At 41.8% G+C, this 18,311-nt stretch carries 21 protein-coding genes and 1 other annotated feature; all 21 genes read right to left on the minus strand.

Annotation, left to right across the window (positions count from 1 at the left end; translation table 11 throughout):
• Nucleotides 1-46: 46 nt before the first annotated feature.
• Nucleotides 47-1,759, minus strand: coding sequence for a glucosaminidase domain-containing protein (locus FQT24_RS03645; protein ID WP_143952192.1), 1,713 nt, complete (start codon nucleotides 1,757-1,759; stop codon nucleotides 47-49).
• Nucleotides 1,760-1,856: 97 nt separating this feature from the next.
• Nucleotides 1,857-2,843, minus strand: coding sequence for a dihydroorotate dehydrogenase (locus FQT24_RS03650; RefSeq protein ID WP_185952538.1), 987 nt, complete (start codon nucleotides 2,841-2,843; stop codon nucleotides 1,857-1,859).
• Nucleotides 2,806-3,606: a dihydroorotate dehydrogenase electron transfer subunit gene (locus FQT24_RS03655; RefSeq protein WP_143952194.1), complete on the minus strand. Its 801-nt coding sequence runs from the start codon at nucleotides 3,604-3,606 to the stop codon at nucleotides 2,806-2,808. The genes FQT24_RS03650 and FQT24_RS03655 overlap by 38 nt, the downstream gene beginning before the upstream one ends.
• A 248-nt stretch (nucleotides 3,607-3,854) precedes the next feature.
• Nucleotides 3,855-4,235, minus strand: a complete 381-nt coding sequence (gene gloA, locus FQT24_RS03660; protein WP_000157153.1) for a lactoylglutathione lyase — start codon at nucleotides 4,233-4,235, stop codon at nucleotides 3,855-3,857.
• A gap of 58 nt (nucleotides 4,236-4,293) precedes the next feature.
• Nucleotides 4,294-4,653 (minus strand): 50S ribosomal protein L20, encoded by a 360-nt coding sequence (rplT, locus tag FQT24_RS03665; RefSeq protein WP_000124834.1) that lies wholly within the window; start codon nucleotides 4,651-4,653, stop codon nucleotides 4,294-4,296.
• A 51-nt stretch (nucleotides 4,654-4,704) separates the two neighbouring features.
• Nucleotides 4,705-4,905, minus strand: coding sequence for a 50S ribosomal protein L35 (gene rpmI, locus FQT24_RS03670; protein WP_001125943.1), 201 nt, complete (start codon nucleotides 4,903-4,905; stop codon nucleotides 4,705-4,707).
• A 32-nt stretch (nucleotides 4,906-4,937) separates the two neighbouring features.
• A complete protein-coding gene (infC, locus tag FQT24_RS03675) occupies nucleotides 4,938-5,468 on the minus strand; it encodes a translation initiation factor IF-3 (RefSeq protein WP_000848180.1) in 531 nt (176 codons plus the stop codon).
• Nucleotides 5,469-5,483: 15 nt separating this feature from the next.
• Nucleotides 5,484-5,615 (minus strand) — a sequence feature (ribosomal protein L20 leader region).
• A 72-nt stretch (nucleotides 5,616-5,687) separates the two neighbouring features.
• The gene (locus FQT24_RS03680; protein WP_143952195.1) at nucleotides 5,688-7,928 is read right to left on the minus strand and encodes a DNA internalization-related competence protein ComEC/Rec2; all 2,241 of its coding nucleotides are present in this window, start codon (nucleotides 7,926-7,928) and stop codon (nucleotides 5,688-5,690) included.
• Nucleotides 7,912-8,562, minus strand: a complete 651-nt coding sequence (locus FQT24_RS03685) for a helix-hairpin-helix domain-containing protein (protein ID WP_143952196.1) — start codon at nucleotides 8,560-8,562, stop codon at nucleotides 7,912-7,914. The genes FQT24_RS03680 and FQT24_RS03685 overlap by 17 nt, the downstream gene beginning before the upstream one ends.
• Before the next feature lie 66 nt (nucleotides 8,563-8,628).
• Nucleotides 8,629-9,198: a GNAT family N-acetyltransferase gene (locus tag FQT24_RS03690; RefSeq protein ID WP_143952197.1), complete on the minus strand. Its 570-nt coding sequence runs from the start codon at nucleotides 9,196-9,198 to the stop codon at nucleotides 8,629-8,631.
• Between the two features lie 106 nt (nucleotides 9,199-9,304).
• A complete protein-coding gene (locus tag FQT24_RS03695) occupies nucleotides 9,305-10,309 on the minus strand; it encodes a PhoH family protein (RefSeq protein ID WP_143952198.1) in 1,005 nt (334 codons plus the stop codon).
• An 85-nt stretch (nucleotides 10,310-10,394) separates the two neighbouring features.
• Nucleotides 10,395-10,610, minus strand: coding sequence for a YozE family protein (locus FQT24_RS03700; RefSeq protein ID WP_001232089.1), 216 nt, complete (start codon nucleotides 10,608-10,610; stop codon nucleotides 10,395-10,397).
• An 8-nt stretch (nucleotides 10,611-10,618) separates the two neighbouring features.
• Nucleotides 10,619-11,473, minus strand: a complete 855-nt coding sequence (gene cvfB, locus FQT24_RS03705) for an RNA-binding virulence regulatory protein CvfB (protein WP_143952199.1) — start codon at nucleotides 11,471-11,473, stop codon at nucleotides 10,619-10,621.
• A 59-nt stretch (nucleotides 11,474-11,532) separates the two neighbouring features.
• Nucleotides 11,533-12,090: a ribosome recycling factor gene (frr, locus tag FQT24_RS03710; RefSeq protein WP_001262225.1), complete on the minus strand. Its 558-nt coding sequence runs from the start codon at nucleotides 12,088-12,090 to the stop codon at nucleotides 11,533-11,535.
• Between the two features lie 8 nt (nucleotides 12,091-12,098).
• Entirely contained in the window at nucleotides 12,099-12,836 is a 738-nt protein-coding gene (gene pyrH / locus FQT24_RS03715; protein WP_000002996.1) for a UMP kinase, read from the minus strand.
• Between the two features lie 83 nt (nucleotides 12,837-12,919).
• Entirely contained in the window at nucleotides 12,920-14,254 is a 1,335-nt protein-coding gene (gene trmFO, locus FQT24_RS03720) for a methylenetetrahydrofolate--tRNA-(uracil(54)-C(5))-methyltransferase (FADH(2)-oxidizing) TrmFO (RefSeq protein WP_143952200.1), read from the minus strand.
• Between the two features lie 284 nt (nucleotides 14,255-14,538).
• Nucleotides 14,539-15,408 (minus strand): 16S rRNA (cytidine(1402)-2'-O)-methyltransferase, encoded by an 870-nt coding sequence (gene rsmI, locus FQT24_RS03725; protein WP_143952201.1) that lies wholly within the window; start codon nucleotides 15,406-15,408, stop codon nucleotides 14,539-14,541.
• Between the two features lie 2 nt (nucleotides 15,409-15,410).
• Nucleotides 15,411-15,728: a DNA replication initiation control protein YabA gene (yabA, locus tag FQT24_RS03730; RefSeq protein WP_000358227.1), complete on the minus strand. Its 318-nt coding sequence runs from the start codon at nucleotides 15,726-15,728 to the stop codon at nucleotides 15,411-15,413.
• A 39-nt stretch (nucleotides 15,729-15,767) separates the two neighbouring features.
• Complete coding sequence (locus tag FQT24_RS03735; RefSeq protein ID WP_143952202.1) at nucleotides 15,768-16,658, minus strand: DNA polymerase III subunit delta'; 891 nt, start codon at nucleotides 16,656-16,658, stop codon at nucleotides 15,768-15,770.
• Nucleotides 16,655-17,293: a dTMP kinase gene (tmk, locus tag FQT24_RS03740; RefSeq protein WP_143952203.1), complete on the minus strand. Its 639-nt coding sequence runs from the start codon at nucleotides 17,291-17,293 to the stop codon at nucleotides 16,655-16,657. The genes FQT24_RS03735 and tmk overlap by 4 nt, the downstream gene beginning before the upstream one ends.
• 219 nt (nucleotides 17,294-17,512) lie before the next feature.
• Complete coding sequence (proC, locus tag FQT24_RS03745; protein ID WP_143952204.1) at nucleotides 17,513-18,310, minus strand: pyrroline-5-carboxylate reductase; 798 nt, start codon at nucleotides 18,308-18,310, stop codon at nucleotides 17,513-17,515.
• Nucleotide 18,311 lies beyond the last annotated feature (1 nt).

Below are 18,311 nucleotides of genomic sequence, written 5' to 3' on the forward strand. Positions count from 1 at the left end.
AAATCAGGATTTTTAACTTATACTCAAATCATATCCAATTATAGGACTAATCTTTACCACCTAGTTTCTCATTGATTTTCATCATCACACTAGCAATTTTTTCGCCCCAATAAGGGTCTGAGGCATATTCCACATTCATACCAGATGCCTTGTTTCCAAGGAAAGTTCTGCCCCTATCGATATAATTTTCCTTAATCCACTTGCTTGCACCTAAAATTCCCTTATCCACATCATCAAATGTCTTGGCAGAAAGGTACGGGGTCGTATCATAGGCTGTAATTCCAAAGAAATTATTCTTATCTTTGGCAATCTTGCTACGTCCCCAGTCGCTTTCTAAGGCACTATGGGCAAGGAGGTAAAGGGCATTGATATGATAATGTTCTTCGGCTTCCTTAAAAGTAACTCCCTTGTTCTCCAAGAGGCTATTATTAATATTTAGCAAACTAAATACCTTATCCAAGTCTTCAGCACTATAGTTTGTAACCTCTGTCAAATCTTTAAAAAGGAAGGGATTTTCAAGGTTAAAACCTTCAAAATGCAGGCCATCTGCCGAATAATATTTCTTGCCTACTTCCATATCAGAAAGATGAGCAGCTACTGGGATACTAGCATTCTGAGCCACATAGTGATAAAGACGGTGTCCATCACTCTCATAATAAGGGATAAAGTCCTTACTAGCATCTAGTGCTTGTAAATCTTCTGTTTTCATATAGCCTGACAAACCAGAAATAGTAATAGCCAGGCGCTTGTCATCACTTTTTCTATCCTTATCTAGCCAAACAACACTACCTTGCGATATATAGGACAGCTTTTCACCATCTGCATTATAAACATTTGCTGTGACAGGTACTACTTGATAGTAAGCAGCATTTTCGTTTGTAGCTTTTTCTCCAAGCCATTTACCATCGCTTCCTAGCTGATGACCATCAATAGTCTCATTTTTTGCCATGTAGCCACCGAATTTGAAGTAGTACCAGGCTTGATTTTTAGAATCGTATATCCATTCTTTCTCAGCCATTTTGCCATCAGATTTTAGATAAAACCATGACTCCTTATCCCAAATCCATTCATTGACTGCCATATAGCCACCGGATTTTAGATAATAATAGTGACCATTTTCGAAAATCCATTCTTTATCAGCATGATTTCCATTGTCTTTGATATAAAACCAAGATTGGTATTGTTTGTCAAAAAGCCAACCTTGCTGTACTTTAGCGCCACTAGCACTCACATAAGCCTGTTCAATCCACTGACTTGTCAGTAAATAACCACCGGATTTGAAATAATAGTCCTTGCCCTTAATTTGGAGCCATTCTTTCTCTGCGTGTTGTCCATCTGCTTTGATATAAAACCAAGCATCATATTGAGAATCATAGACCCAGTCTTCTATTACCTTGGCACCTGTAGCACCGACATAGGAAGCTCCTAGCCAAGCATTTCTTTTCATCTTTCCATCTTGGTCAAGATAATATAGGACTCCCTTGTCTTCTATCCATTCTGACTTGGCCATATAGCCACCAGATTTGAGGTAAAAATAGTCGTCACCTTGCTTTAGCCATTCATTTTCAGCATAGTTAGCATCTTCTTTTATATAAAACCAAGATTGATAGTGAGCATCAAAAATCCACTCATTAGCTGCTTGATTCCCATCTGCTTTCAGGTATTGTTTTCCTTGCCAAGTACCATCACTAGCCATTGCACTCTCTGGTCTGGCTAAGAAAAATAGCAGAGCTAAAAAAACAAATCTCAATTTCTTCATAAACTTTCTTCCTCTGTTCTTTCCATTTTATTGTATCAAAATTCTCTATAATCAATATTACAAACTGATAAAAAATCAAGAACAGATTGATTGCAGTTTACCTCAGAGACTCTTTTACTTCCTTGCGGAGATTTTCTAGACTGCTAATGCCGTATTTGTCCATAACCTTTGGTAAAGTTTCAATGATATCAGGACAGGCATATGGATTGGTAAAGTTAGCTGTTCCAACTCCGATAGCAGATGCTCCAGCCAGATACATCTCTAGGGCAGCTTCTGCCGAATCCACTCCCCCCATTCCAATGATGGGCAGGTCTGTTGTTTGGGCTACTTGGCGAATAAGCTTGAGGGCTACTGGAAAGACGGCTGGGCCTGACATCCCACCTGTTCCATTGGCCAAGATTGGTTTACGAGTTTTGAGGTCAAAGCGCATTCCAACTAGAGTATTGATCATGGTCAAGCCACTTGCCCCCGCATCTTCTGCAGCTTTTGCGACAGTGACGATATCCGTCACACTAGGGGTTAATTTGACATAAACTGGCACATCAGAGGCTTCTACCGCTGCTTTCACCACATCATAAGCTAAATCTGGATCTTGACCAATCAAAAGTCCGTGATTACAGTGGTCAACGTTGGGGCAAGAAATATTGAGCTCGATAGCCTTTACATTAGTTGCTTTAGAAATTCCTCGAGAAACAGCTGCATATTCTTGTTTTGAAAAACCCGCAACATTGGCGATAATAGGAAGATTTGGATATTCTCTTTCTAGCCAAGGTAGCTTTTCAGCCAAAACAACCTCCAAACCAGGATTTTGCAAGCCAATCGCATTAAGCATACCAGCGGGTGTTTCTGCCACTCTTGGAGTTGGATTTCCAAAACGGGCTTCAAGGGTTGTCGCCTTAATCATAATAGAACCCAAAAGGTCTAAATCATAATACTTGGCATACTCTTGTCCAAAGCCAAAACATCCTGATGCTGGAATAATCGGATTTTTCAAGTCCAAGCCTGGTAGAGAAACTTGTAAACGATTTCTAGTCATAATTTTCTCCTTATAATACAACTGTTCCTGTGCGGAAAACAGGGCCATCTTCACAGACGCGTTGACTAACCGTCTCACTTTCTGGCACTTTTAAGACACAGGCATAGCAAGCTCCCATCCCACAAGCCATACGAGATTCCAGAGATAGATAGGCTCTTGGGTGGTCATAAAAGGTTTGATTGATATACTTCATCATTCCAGGCGCCCCACATGAGTAAACAGCATCAAATTGACTTTCTAAATCCTTGATGACTACAGAGACATTTCCCTTAATACCATAAGAACCATCATCTGTCGTTACAAAGACCTGACCATATTGGGCCAATTCCTTTTCAAGGATAACAGCATCCTTAGTGGCAAAACCGAGAACTGTCACTACTTTCACACCACGCGCATGCAATTCCTTGGCCACCTCAAGCAATGGAGGTACACCAATCCCCCCTCCAACTAAGAGAACCTGGCTCTGCTCGTCTAGGTCAGACAAGTCAAAACCATTTCCCTGAGGACCCATCACATCAAGAGTATCTCCCTGACTTAAGGTTGAAAAAATAGCAGTCCCAGCTCCCTCAATCCGATAAATGAGATGACACTGCTTCTTAACCTTATCGATAGACGAAATTGAAATAGGACGACGCAAAAGATGGGCATCATCAGGCACACGAAGATGAAGAAATTGGCCTGCTCGCATGGCTTCAACCATTTCCCCTTCTAGAACTAATTCAAAGATTGCTGGCGCGATTTCCTCCTGTGCAACCACCTTCATGGTTTCCAAACGAATTGCACCCAAACGTTTCTTACATGTGGGATTCATGACTTTTCCTCCTTAAATTTTAAGGGGACCAGACAAAGAAAAGACCTTGCTAGTGCAAGGCCTCAGTTAAAATCGTACAACACAAGAGAGCACACTCAAAAAGTCTCCTCTAGAAAATTGCACTATTCTTTTATCTGACACCTTGTGAGTCTCTCTGGACTCCCCTTAAAGGTTAAATTTTTATTAGTATACTCTTTCAACTAAAAAAAGTCAAGTAGAAAACGAACATTCTACTTGACTTCACGAGATTATTTTTCACGAATAACTTCGACTTTGTAGCCATCAGGGTCTTTGACAAAGTAATAGTTAGGTGCAGTTCCTGGTAGGCCATTTGGCTCAGTAACTTCATAACCTTTGGCACTATGCTCTTGATGAAGCGCCTCAAGATCAGGTGTACTGAGGGCGATATGGGCAAAGCCATCTCCAACCACATATGGACCGTGATCGTAGTTATAAGTCAACTCCAACTCATAGTCATCACCCTCAAGACCTAGATAGACAATCGTGAAGGCATGGTCTGGAAAATCTCTGCGACGCAATTCTTTAAAACCAAAAGCATCTTGATAGAATGCAATTGATTTTTCAAGATTTTCTACTCGCAAGCAAGTATGTAGCATTTTTGAAGCCATATTTTTCTCCTTTATTTTTAAAAAGACTGGGACAATCCTGTTCCAGTCTTATCTGTTATTATTTACCAAGTTTTGCTTTAGCTGCATCTGCAAGAGCTGTGAAAGCTGCTGCATCGTTAACAGCCAAGTCAGCAAGCATTTTACGGTTAACTTCGATCTCAGCCAATTTCAAACCATGCATCAATTGTGAGTATGAAAGTCCGTTCATACGAGCTGCCGCATTGATACGAGTGATCCACAATTTGCGGAAGTCACGTTTTTTCTGACGACGGTCACGGTATGCATAGTAGTAAGAGTTCATTACTTGTTCTTTTGCAGTACGGAACAAGATGTGTTTAGCTCCATAGTAACCTTTTGCTAATTTAAGAATACGTTTACGACGTTTGCGTGATACAACGCCACCTTTAACACGTGCCATGTTTTATTTCCTCCAAATATTTCCTAGAATTGTTTACTTACAGTCAAGCTATTATTTCAAGCGAGTAAGCATTGCTTTGATACGTTTGTAATCTCCTGAATGCACCATAGATGCTTTACGAAGATGACGACGTTGTTTCTTAGTTTTTCCGTGGAAACGGTGAGAAGTGTAAGCACGGAAACGTTTAAGTCCACCAGAACCTGTACGTTTGAAACGTTTAGCTGATGCGCGGTGTGTTTTTTGTTTTGGCATGATTTTTTCTCCTTTATTTAACTTTCTGACAATTATTTTTTGTCAGTCGCTGGCGCCAATTGCATGAACATTTGACGTCCATCCATTTTAGCACGTTGTTCGATGATGGCAATATCTTGAGTTGCTTCAGCAAACTCGGCTAAAACTTTTGCACCAATCTCTTTATGGGTAATCATACGACCCTTAAAGCGAATAGATACCTTAACTTTATTTCCTTTTTCAAGGAATTTGCGTGCATTGCGAAGTTTTGTATCAAAGTCACCCTTGTCAATAGTTGGACTTAGACGAACTTCTTTCACAGTAACAACACTTTGTTTTTTACGTTGTTCTTTTTGCTTCTTCTGGTACTCAAACTTGAACTTACCGTAGTCCATAATTTTTGCAACAGGCGGTTTGGCTTGGGGTTGAATCAATACTAGGTCAACATTAGCGTTATCAGCCAAAGCTTGCGCTTCACTGAGTGGCTTGATGCCTAGCTGTTCTCCTTCAAGACCAATCAAGCGAACTTCACGTACACGAATCTCATCATTGATGAATAAGTCTTGCTTTGCTATGGTTTTCACCTCTTTTGTTTTATTAGAGAAAAACAATAGCGGACTCGTAAATATACAAGCCCGCACGTTATGATAGCGTTTCTTAGAAACTTTTCATCCGTAGGGCCAGGCAACTTCATGTCACAAGGCGAGAAGCTCTCACTTCTGCTTTTCTCAACTTTTATATGATACCAAGTTTTAGAGCCCTTGTCAAGATAAAAAGTTATTTTTTTGAAAAGTTTCTGCTCGTTAACCAACTGTTTCAATCTTCCAACTCTTCCAACCTTTAAACCGTATAGCTCCCTGCTGGTCAGTTCGGTAAACTTTGCTATTGATATCTTCCAGTCGGGTCAGGGTTTCCTGATGGGGTAGTTTGGTTCGATTGTTCTTTCCAACTGAGATAAGAGTAAGCTCTGGTTTGAGTTTTTCTAGAAAGGCTGAACTTGATGATTTTTTAAAGCCATGTTGACCAGCTTTCAAAACATCCACCTCTAGGTCAGGATATTGCATCAGCATGTCCTTCTCTCCTTTCTCCTCCAAATTTCCTGTGAAAAGAAAGTTTTTATCCAAGAGTTTTCCATACAAAACCAGGGAATCTTCATGATCTCCATCTCCAATTTTCCTTGGAGATAGGACTTCTAACTGACTTCCAAAAATTGGCAAGTTCTCTCCTGTTGTCACACTGCGCACCTTGGTTTGAGTTGCCTGTAGTTCTGCAACAAATTCCTTCTGTTTCAAACTGCCTTTGGACACTAAAATTTCGCCTACATGGAAAGCCTTGGTCACCTCCAACAAATCTCCAACATGTTCCTTGTTCGTATTGGTTAAAATCAGCTGGTCAATCTTGGCTACTCCTCGATTTTTGAGATAGGGTATCAAGGTTCGCTGGGCATTACTGGTCGTCGTCTTTTCTTGCCATTTTTCTATTTTCTTACTAGACTCTGCCTTGCCACCTACATCTATGAGAATGGTTTTCCCAGTTACATCCCGTAGGAAAATACTTTCTCCTTGCCCCACATCCAGCATGGTAATTTCATTTTCCAGTGGATGCTTGGTAAGGAAAAAGAGACCTGTAATCAATAAGCTTAACACTATTAGCCTTTTAATATTTTTCCTCAAATCATAGACCAAAGCCAAGGAAATTAACAATAAGATTAAAAGCCATGCATTGGGTTGTCCAAAGACAAGAGGCCTACTTGCCACCTGCGATACAAAGCGAATCATTCCCTCCAACCATTCAAAAATAAAATTCAGCTGAGTGACTGGATAGAGGAAGGAAAGGGCAAATAAGATAGACAAGAGTGGTAAGAAGATCAAGTCAAAAAGAAAGGAAAAGACAAAGGTCAAAAGGATGGACCAAGGCTGAAATTCCGCAAAATAGAAGGATAGAATGGGCAATATTCCCAAGGAAATGACTAGACTTTCTCTAGCAACAGCCTTAAGCCCCTCCCCTTCTTTGCTGGTCATGGTCAAGATAAAAGCATAGGCGCAGGACAAAACTCCTCCTGCAGTCAAGAAAAAGTTTGGCATGATAATAAAGAGGACAAGAACCGTCAAGGCAAAATTATCCAAGCCCTTAACACCATGTTGAGCCAGTAGCTTCTGCAAGAGACTGCGAATAACCGATGCTGAAAATCCTGTCAGCCCTGCATAGATAAGGGAAAAGGGATAAGTCAGCCATTTCAACTTTTCTTGGGTCAAACCCAATCGCAAGAGAAGTTTCTTAAATCCGTCCATGAAAAAGCCTACCTGCATGCCGGACAGGGCAAAAAGATGGATAATTCCTAGACTGGAATAAAGCTCATTCATCTCCTCAAAGTCTGTGTCCAGATGTCCTAATAGAAGCCCCGTCATGTAATTGCGCATAGGGCTTGTAAAATGTGTCTTAATCCAAACCACAAACTTTCGACGTAAACTGAACAGATTTTCACCTATATCCCAACTGCCAACCTTTTGGAGTGAGTGTATTTTTTTGATATTGAGAGTTTGGTAAATTCCCTGAGTTTTCAGATAGGCTTGATAGTTAAATCCACCAAAATTCCTCTGCCCCTCTGGCTCCGAAAGTTTTCCTTCTAGTTCTATCTCATGAAGGGCTGTTAAATCTTGAAAGGCTTCTTTCTCCTCTTCGGACTGGAGTTTATAATAGACTTGAAAAATTCGTCCATCAGACTTGCCACGAAAGGATAGACTATCACCATTAACTTTGATGGTATCTGGTAAAATCCGTACCCTTTCAACAGAATCCGCCAAATTTTGACTCTCTTGACTCTGTTGCCAATTTTGAAACAGAAACCAGAAGCCAAAGATTCCACAAATTACTAGAACTTTACCTGCTAATTTCCAAGGAAATTGGAAAAAGAGACAAACTAGCAGAAAAACGAAGCCCAATAAAGCAAGATAGGATGCTGAGAAAATAGCGTAATAAAGCCAAAGTAACAGAAAACTCAGGTAAATTAGTGGAATGGGGAAATTCTTAATCCACTGTAACATAATCTTTTAGCTTTTCTATGGTCTTGGCACCAATGCCAGAGACCTTCTTGAGTTCTTCTACTGACTTGAACTTACCATTTGTTTCACGATGGTCGATAATATCCTGAGCTCGTTTTCCTCCCAGTCCCTTGACCTGTTTAATCTCTTCCAGACTGGCCTTGTTGAGATTGATTTTCTTTTCCTTGCTCGTTGAAGAGGCCGTCCCAGAAGCAGTCTGTTGACTAGCTACTTCTTCCCCCTTAGTTGGAACATAAACCAGAGCCTCATCACTGATTTTCTGAGCTAGATTGAGCGACTTGCTGTCTGCTTGTTCTGTCAATCCACCTGCTTTCTGAACTGCATCATTGACTCGACTACCTACTGGCAAATCATAAATACCTGGCGATTTGACAGCGCCCTTCACATCTACTGTGATTAGATCTTGTTCAAGGGGTTCTTCCTTCTCTTCCTTCTTCACTTCCTTTTCGGATACCGAATCCTTGGAAACAGCTACAACTTCTGCTTGCAAATTCGTTTCCTTGACAAGTGTCTGTGGAGCTGGCTTTAGCAGGAAAAATCCTCCTACAAGCAAACCCAGACCCGTACAGATAACGATGATTTTATACTCTTTGATTTTCTCGATAATTGCTTCCATATTTTCTCCTCTCTTAGATTATTCGTAAGAGAAAGAAAAAACAGTTGAAAATGTCTTCTCAACTGCTTATTTATTTGCAAAATAGTCTTCCTTGGTCAATACATAGTGAACTCTTGTCACGATTCGGCCTTCTTCATGCTGGTCCATACAAGCATAAGCTTCTTCGTGGGAAAAACGCATACCTGATTTCTCCATGACCTTTCCAGATGCAGGATTGTCCTTATCATGAAGGGCAGTCACCTTATTCATCCCTATCTTCTCAAAAGCTAACTCAATCACAGCACGATTGGCTTCTGTCGTTAATCCTTGATTCCAATACTTTTTATTGATAATGTAGCCAATAGCTGCCTTCTTAAGAACAGGATCAATCTTGTGCAAGTCAATGGTTCCGATAAACTGACCATTGCTTTTTAGTTCTATTCCCCACCGTCCCAAGGGATTGGCCAAGTAGAACTGAGCAATGTTATTCTTGGTTTCTTCTAAATTTTGATTGGTTGGAAAAGTGTAACGTGTATTATCCTTGTCCGAGGCATAGGCAAACATTGCTTCCGCATCATCTAAAGTTACAGGTCTAAGCAATAAACGCTCAGTCTCCACTATTGGATACTGAGCTAGTTTTAAAAAGATTGATTCCATAGGATTCCACCACTTGAAAAGTTTCTAACTAAGATAAGGATATTGAATGAAACATTTAAAAAGCAAATTTATACTTAGTATTGAAATAACTTTAAGTACAAAAGAACTATCCCTCAGATAGAGGTTGAGGATCTAATTCTTCACGCTCTTCTTTTTTAACTGGAGCTGGTTCATAAGCTCGGATAATCTGAGCGACAACAGGATGGCGAACCACATCCTTGGCCGAAAAATGAACAAAGTCAATCTGATGGATGTTCTTGAGTTTTTCTTGAGCATCAATCAAACCGGACTTGACGTTGCGCGGAAGGTCAATCTGACTGATATCTCCATTGACAATCATCTTAGAATTAAAACCTAAACGAGTCAAAAACATCTTCATCTGCATGATAGTCGTATTTTGCGCCTCATCGAGAATGACAAAGGCATCATCCAAGGTTCGTCCACGCATATAGGCAAGGGGCGCAATCTCGATAATTTCACGCTCCATGAGTCGAGTTGTTTGGTCTTTTCCCAGAATCTGATACAAGGCATCATAAACAGGTCGAAGGTAAGGATCTACCTTCTCTTTAAGATCACCCGGAAGAAAACCTAGACTCTCGCCAGCTTCCACTGCCGGGCGTGTCAGGATAATTCGTTTGACTTGCCCACGTTTAAGGGCAGTCACAGCCAAAGTAACTGCAAGAAAGGTCTTCCCTGTCCCTGCCGGCCCAATTCCAAAGGTCACATCATGCTGTTTAACACTATCCACATACAGTTTTTGACCCAGTGTTTTGACACGGATAGGCTTCCCTGTATTGTCCTTTATAATTTCTTCTTCATAAAGGGCGACAAACTTGTCAATTTCATCGTTTTTGACCATGCTAATCGCAGTCACCACATCTGGAGTTCCGACAGTCATCCCACGATTCACCAAGACCATGAGGGCTTGGATAACCTGACGGGCTTCCTCACAGGCAGTCTCTTCTCCCAAAATCTGCACAATCTCTGTACGAGCATGAATCACCACATCAAGCTCTTCTTCCATCAAACGAAGATGGCGTTCATTGGAACCAAAAAGATGAAACAGGTCATCTGGATGACTCAGTTGAATGTCAATTGAATGTTCCTTCAAATAAAGAACCTCTCTAATCCTTTTATTTCTTTTTATTATAGCAAAGGGATGGAGAAATTACTAGCCCAAACCCAGTGAATCAATGCTAGTGTTCTAAGTATTCTTGCCAGATAGCGTCAAAGTCTCCTAGGTTGAAAGAGAAGCTGGCATGCTCCTCCAAAAAGCGACTGACCTCATCAAAATCATCTGTGTGTTTTGGGAAAGATGACTCTTCAAAAGCTAGGTCTGCCAAGATAGCTTTGGGACTGTTACTTTTAGGATTGCGCTCGGTCATGAGCCAAGTGTAAAATGATTTTCTCATAAGTCACCCTAAATCAACTCTGTACCAAACTGGTCTTGCTTGATTTTACCAGTCTTCATCAAGCCACCGAGTGCTTTCTTGAACTGACCTTTAGAAATGCCAAAGGTTGCCTTGATATCGTCTGGAGATGACTTATCATTTAAGGTCATGAAACCGCCATTGCTTTCCAAGTAAGTCAAAATCATCTGAGCATCATTTTCCAACATTTCAAAGGAACGTGGTTTGAGGGAGAGGTTCAACGTGCGGTCCACTTCACGGAAACCAATAACGCGCGCATCTAAAACTTGTCCTAAACGTGGCTCTGCATAGCGCTCGCTAGGATGGATAAAGCCAAGCATGTTATTTTCTGGCAGGTAAACAAAAGTTCCTGATAGCTTGAGGCGGTAAACAATGGCTGGCCAGTTTTGGTTCTGCATGTTGTTGTAGGCAGGACGAGCCAGACGTTGAAAGTCTTCTTGATAAGCCAAGAGTCCCCAGATACGGTCTTTCTTGTCCACTTCAAGACGGATGTAGAGTTGGTCGCCCTTCTTAGGCCAGAGTTCCTTGAGCTCAGGGAGGATATCGAGTGACACAACGATTTCCTTGTCAGGAAGGCCTGTATCCACAAAGACACCCAAGTCTTTACGAACTTCCGTTACAGTTCCCCAACCAAATTGGTCCTGAGTGGCAGTCACTTCTATGGTTGTCAGGCGGAGTTTTTGCTTCATGTCCGTATAGGCAAAACCTTTGACCGTATCCCCTACTGTATGTTGACCTTCTTCCTTAGCAAGAGCATAGGTTTGGCCATCCTTTTGCACAAAGTAAAAACGGTCGTTTTCATCGATGATCAGTCCAACGATAAAACTTGCAAGATTTGTATTCATATTTCCTTCTTTCGAATAAAACTCAGCCAGCAATGCCAACTGAGTTTTTCTGTTTATTTTTAGACTTCCAAGAGTTCTTTTTCTTTGTTGGCAGTCATGTCATCGATGTGTTTGACAGCATCGTCTGTTACTTTTTGAATATCTTTTTCAAGAGTCTTCAATTCGTCTTCAGTGATTTCTTTTGCTTTTTCTTGTTTCTTGGCTTCATCCATAGCGTCACGACGGATATTGCGGACAGCCACCTTAGCATTTTCGCCGACCTTCTTCACTTCTTTAGCAAGGTCACGACGAGTTTCTTCTGTAAGAGCTGGGATAACCAAGCGAATCACAGAACCATCATTAGCTGGTGTAATACCAAGATCAGAAGCGTTCAAGGCACGTTCGATGTCTTTCAATGAAGACTTGTCAAATGGTGTTACCAACAAGACACGCGCTTCTGGAATCGTAATTGAAGCGATTTGGTTAAGAGGAGTTTCTACTCCATAGTATTCTACATGTACACGATCAAGCAAGCTTGCATTGGCACGGCCAGCACGGATACCACCAAATTCACGAGCAAGTGATTGGTGAGACTGGGTCATTCTCTCTTTAGCTTTTTCAATAATTGCGTTAGCCATAATCTTTCTCATTCCTTTTCTTCGATATTATTTGAAACTGTTGTTCCGATATTTTCCCCAAATACGACACGTTTAATGTTACCTGGTTGGTTCATGTTGAATACAACCAAGTCAATGTCGTTGTCCATTGAGAGGGTTGAAGCTGTTGAATCCATTATACGAAGTCCTTTGTTGATAACATCACGGTGAGTCAATTCTTCAAACTTAACGGCTGTCTTGTCTTTCTTAGGATCGGCATTGTAAACACCGTCGACACCATTTTTAGCCATAAGGATGGCATCTGCTTCGATTTCAGCTGCACGAAGGGCCGCTGTTGTATCTGTTGAGAAGTAAGGTGAACCAATTCCGGCACCAAAGATAACGATACGGCCTTTTTCAAGGTGACGAAGGGCACGTCCACGTACGTAAGGCTCTGCCACTTGTTGCATGGCAATAGCTGTTTGTACACGCGTATCGACACCAACTTGTTGCAATGAATCTGCCATCACAAGAGCATTCATAACAGTCCCAAGCATTCCTGTGTAATCTGCCTGAACGCGGTCCATTCCTGCTTCTGCAGCAGGTTCTCCACGCCAGAGATTTCCTCCACCGATAACAAGGGCAATTTCGATACCTAAGCTATGAACTTCTTGAATCTCTTTTGCGATTGTTTGAACTGTTTGGATATCAATCCCTACGCCACGTTCACCGGCAAGGGCTTCACCTGATAACTTGATTAAAATACGTTTATACTTGGGATTCGCCATTTTTACTCTCCTTTTTTTATCCTACCTATTTTATCACAATTTCTAAGATTTTTATAGTATCATGAGCAATTCTTTCAAAAAAATTAGACCGTTAAAAATTCCTCTAAGTCGCTAAGGGCACGCTCTGCAATTTTTTCATAACGAGCCTTCTTATCACGGATACGTTCGCCTTCCAGATCCTTGATTATCCCAAAATTGACATTCATTGGTTGGAAATGTTTGCTGTCTGCATGGGTGATGTAATGAGCTAGACTTCCAATTGCTGTTGTTTCTGGGAAAATAGCCTCGCTTTCTCCCTTGAAAAGACGAGCAGCATTAATCCCCGCAACCAAACCTGAAGCTGCTGACTCTACATAGCCTTCCACACCCGTCATTTGACCAGCAAAGAAGAGATTTGGTTGTTTCTTAGAACGGTAAGTCTGCTCAAGAAGATTTGGTGAATCCATATAAGAATTGCGATGCATAACACCATAACGAACAAACTCCGCATTTTCAAGACCTGGAATCATTTGGAAGACACGCTTTTGTTCTCCCCATTTGAGGTGGGTCTGGAAACCGACGATATTATAGAGGCTACCAGCCGCATTGTCCTGACGAAGTTGAACAACCGCGTACGGTGTTTTGAATTCGCCATCACGAGGTCCTGTGTAGTCGTCTGGATACTCAAGCCCCACTGGCTTCATAGGTCCATAAAGCATAGTTTTAATGCCACGTTTGGCCATGACTTCGATAGGCATACATCCTTCAAAGTACTTTTCTTTTTCAAAAGAATTCAGCGGCGCTTCTTCCGCATTGACCAAGGCTTCATGAAAATCCATAAATTCTTGCTTAGTCATAGGCGCATTGAGGTAGGCCGCCTCTCCCTTGTCATAACGAGACTTGAGATAGACCTTGCTCATATCAATAGTGTTGACATCGATAATAGGCGCTGCCGCGTCGTAGAAATAGAAACCATCGCCGTCATTAAGGGCATGAATCTTCTCAGCTAGGGTATCGCCAGTCAAAGGACCAGTAGCGACAACCGTAATAACGTCAGTTGGCAATTCTGTAATTTCATCACGAATCACTTCAATCAAGGGATGGTTGGCCACTTTTTCAGTCACCATTTGGGAGAAACCATCACGGTCCACCGCAAGGGCACCACCAGCAGGAACACGTGTAGCTTCTGCTGATTCCAAGATAACAGAACCTAAGCGACGCATTTCTTCCTTGAGAAGCCCAACAGCATTTGTCAAAGCATCTCCACGCAAGGAATTGGAACAAACTAACTCTGCAAAATTGTCTGTTTTGTGCTGGGGTGTTGACTTGACACCACGCATTTCATAAAGTTTAACTGGAATACCACGCTCTGCGATTTGGTAGGCTGCTTCAGAACCTGCCAAACCAGCACCGATAACATTGATATAAGATTGAGACACGACACTAATACCTCTTTGGGAGTGTGAAGACAAGCTTCACATTGAAAAAGCCAATCAAACTTAAGAGCTTTCGAATTTCTTGGCTCAGGCTGAAAAAGTCCACAGGACTTACTTCGCTTTCGAGTTTCTTGGCTCAGGCTGAAAAAGTCCACAGGACTTACTTCGCTTTCGAATTTCCTGGCTCAGGCTGAAAAAGTCCCCCAGACTTTTTCACTCCCACAAATCTTTCTATTTTTTTCTTCTACTAGTATAACAAAAAAAGGGAAGAAGGCAAACTTCCCTGTTTAGTCATTTTCTTCCCAGTCATGGTAGGCTGCGTAAAGCTGGCTTTTATTCCACTGGTAAATCTTAGCGACTTCCTTGATAGCTTGATTTTTCTTCATGCCTTGCTGGATACGGGCTTGAATTTCTAAGAATAAGTCTTCCTCGTCTTTTTTTTCTACATCCTGACTGGCACCTTCAACGATGAGAAGGCATTCTCCCTTAAGTGGCGTTTCAGCTATGCTTTCCAGCAATTCAGAGATCTTTCCTCGTTGGTATTCTTCATAGATTTTAGTCAATTCCCTAACCAAGACGACCGAGCGGTCACCGTAGACTTCTAACATATTTTCCAAAGTATCTGCCACACGATGGGGCGATTCATAGAAAATCTGAGTTTCAGGATAGTCTTTTTTCGAGTCAAAAAATTGCTTTTGCTGGCCTGATTTTCTGGGTAAAAAGCCGTAAAAGATATGTGGCTGTGGCGCTAAACCACTGGCAATCAAGGCAGAAATTCCTGCAGAGGCACCTGGAACGGTGACAACTGCAATTTCTTCCTCAATAGCTGCCTTAACCAAATCATGACCAGGGTCTGAGATACTAGGCATACCCGCGTCGGATACCTGAGCAATACTTTGCCCTGCTTTCAGAGAATCAATCAAATCAGGAATCTTTTCCTTGGCATTGTGTTCATGAAAACTAATCTGCTTGGTAGAAATGTCAAAATGCTTGAGCAAAAGTCCTGTATTGCGCGTGTCCTCAGCAGCAATCCAGTCCACTTCTTTCAAGGTCTGGATAGCTCGAAAAGTCATATCATCTAGATTTCCAATCGGCGTTGCCACTAGATACAGCTTGCCATAGGGAGACTGCCCCTTAAAACTTTTTTGAATCTGCATGCCTACTCCCTGTACAACAACTCGTCACAGAACATACATTCCTCGTCCTGCTCTCGACGTTGTCCATAAAAATCATTACATACGTGAAAACCATCTTTATAAATTCGACGGACACTTTCGCGAACATGTTTGGCCTTGACAGGAGCGTCTGCTTCCACCTCGCCCAAGCGTTCACGCAACTTACTATTTTCCAAGCGAAGAGCTGTATTTTCCTCTACCAGGCTCTTGAGATTTTTCTTGATGGCTTCTACATCTGCCAAGGTTACCAATAACTGTTGGGAAAAATCATCCAGCGCGTCAAATAATTCTTTTTTGTCCATAAAACAGCCCTTTCCTTTCTTTATCGTTCATTTTTGAATTTATATTTCTTTCAAGACCAGATATTCCATGGCATTTTGAAAGCTGACATTAGCCTGCCACATTCTTCTAGCTTCTAGCAAATCTTGTAGAATCACTCTAACTCTTGCTTGCAGGAGGTCCTGCCCACAGAGGACTTCAAGAATCCGTAAAACCTGATCTTGTTTTTCCTTATCATCTGCCAAGTTGGCTAATTTAGCAACCTGCAGATAACTTTCTTTTTTCTTAGCCACTAACCAAGTCAGCAGGCGTTCACTTTCATCGACCAAGGTCCAAAAGCCTGCCTGATTAGCCAACTTTTCTGCTTCAGCTCGTGATTGACTAAACTGGGTTAAGAGAGTTGCTTTTTTCTTAACCAGCCCCATTTGTTCTAAGAGCAAGATGAGTTTTTCTGCTTGTTTTTTAAAGTGAAAAATTTGCGTCCGACTGCGGATTGTTGGTAAGATCTTTTCCTCATCGCTGGTCAAGAAGAAAATGTAAACCTCACTCTGGGGTTCTTCGATGACCTTGAGCAGAGAATTAGCCGCGTTAGGATGCATTTTCTCAGCTTGCTCGATAATAAAAACCTGCTGCTGGCTTTCAATCCCTGCTTGAGAAAACTGTCCCACCAATTCCCGAATGCGTTCTGTCTTGATGACCTGATTGACTGGCTTAATCAAAGTAACATCGGGAAATTCTCCCTGTTCAATCAGCTTACAATTTCGGCATTTCTCACATGGTAAGACGCCTACTTTATCTGTACAAAAGAGGCTCTTAGCCAAAAATTGCGCCATTTCCAAACTTCCAAAGAAACCTGAAAAGAGGTAGGCGTGATTGAGCTGGTTTTGTTCTAGAATACGGACAAAGCGGTCAAACTGATCTGGCTGCCAGGCCTTTAGTTGATCTTGTTTCATTTAGCTAATCCCATTCTGTCAAACAAGACAGCCTTAGTTGTTTCCACAACTTGCTCCAAAGGAAAACTAGCATCAATCTTGACAATACGATTTCCCTCTTTATCCAGAAGAGAAAGGTAGCCTTGTCGAACTTTTTTATGCAAGTTCAACCCTTCCAAGTCCAAACGATTGACCTCACGATTGCTATTAGCAGCAATGCGAGCCAGTCCTTCTTCCACATCGATGTCAAAATAGAGTGTCAAATCAGGTTTGAGTCCATCTGTCGCAAAGTGATTGAGCCAGCCAATGGCTTCAATGTCCAAACCACGACCAAATCCCTGATAGGCAACAGAACTATCGATGAAGCGGTCCATAATGACCAACTTACCAGCTTCAAGGGCAGGGAGAACTTTTTCCACCAAGTGCTGTCTGCGACTGGCGATATAGAGCAAAAGCTCTGTTTTAGCATCCATCTGAGTATGACTTGGATCCAGAATCACTTCCCGAATCTTCTCTCCTATCAAGACTCCGCCAGGTTCACGGGTCGTCAGCACTTCTACTCCTTTTTCCTCTAAAATTGGTAGCAGAGCCTCTAAAACACTGGTCTTGCCTGCTCCCTCTGGTCCCTCAAGAGAGACTAAAAATCCTTTTGACATGTCTAACTCATTTCTTTTTTACTACTTCTATTCTATCAAAAAAATAAGGGTTTGTGACAATCTTTTTGTCTTCTCATTTCATACTCAATGAAAATCAAAGAGCAAACTAGGAAGCTAGCCGAAGGCTGTACTTGAGTACGGCAAGGTGAAGCTGACGCAGTTTGAATTTGATTTTCGAAGAGTATCAACCACCATAAAAGAGGCAGACAAATCCACCTCTTATTTACCTAATTCTTGTGTTCGTTTGTAGGCTTGATGAACTGCATCCATGACTGTTCCTCGAAAAGCATGTGCTTCTAGGCTTGCTACACCAGCGATAGTCGAACCGCCTGGGCTACAGACTTGGTCTTTCAATACTCCAGGATGTTGCTGACTTTCAAGGACCAATTGCCCAGCTCCTACCACAGTTTGAGCTGCCATTTTCAATGCTATTTCTCGTGGTAATCCTGTCTGCACACCTGCATCTGCCAAGGCCTCAATAAAGAGATAGACAAAGGCTGGTCCACAACCTGCAAGACCTGTCGCCGCGTCGATTAATCCTTCTCCCAGTTCAACCAAGAGACCAGCCTTAGTTAAAAGCTGACAAAAGAGCTCACTGTCCTCAACCCTGCAATTAGGAGACAATGCATAACTAATCACTCCTTGACCAATAGAAGCAGGGGTATTGGGCATCATACGAATAATTCTGTGCTGACTTGGAAGAAGACTAGCGAGTTTTTCCAAGGTCAATCCAGCTGCCATGGAGATCAAAAGAAGACTTGCTCGTTTTTCAAGGATGGTCTGGTATTGAGAAAGCAGTTCAGAAAACTGAGCAGGCTTCACTCCTAGAAAAATCACATCTGCTTCTGCAAAAATTTCTTCATTGCTGGAAGCCTGACCACCAAAGTTGGCGATGAAAGCATCCACCTTGGCTTGACTCCGATTGGCAAGGAGAATCTGATCACCTGTCTTGACCTGCAAAACAGCCTTAGCCAGACTAGCCCCCATATTCCCTAAGCCGATAAATCCAATCTTCATC

It is taken from the genome of Streptococcus mitis (genome assembly GCF_901542415.1).
Taxonomy (GTDB): Bacteria; Bacillota; Bacilli; order Lactobacillales; family Streptococcaceae; genus Streptococcus; species Streptococcus mitis_BL.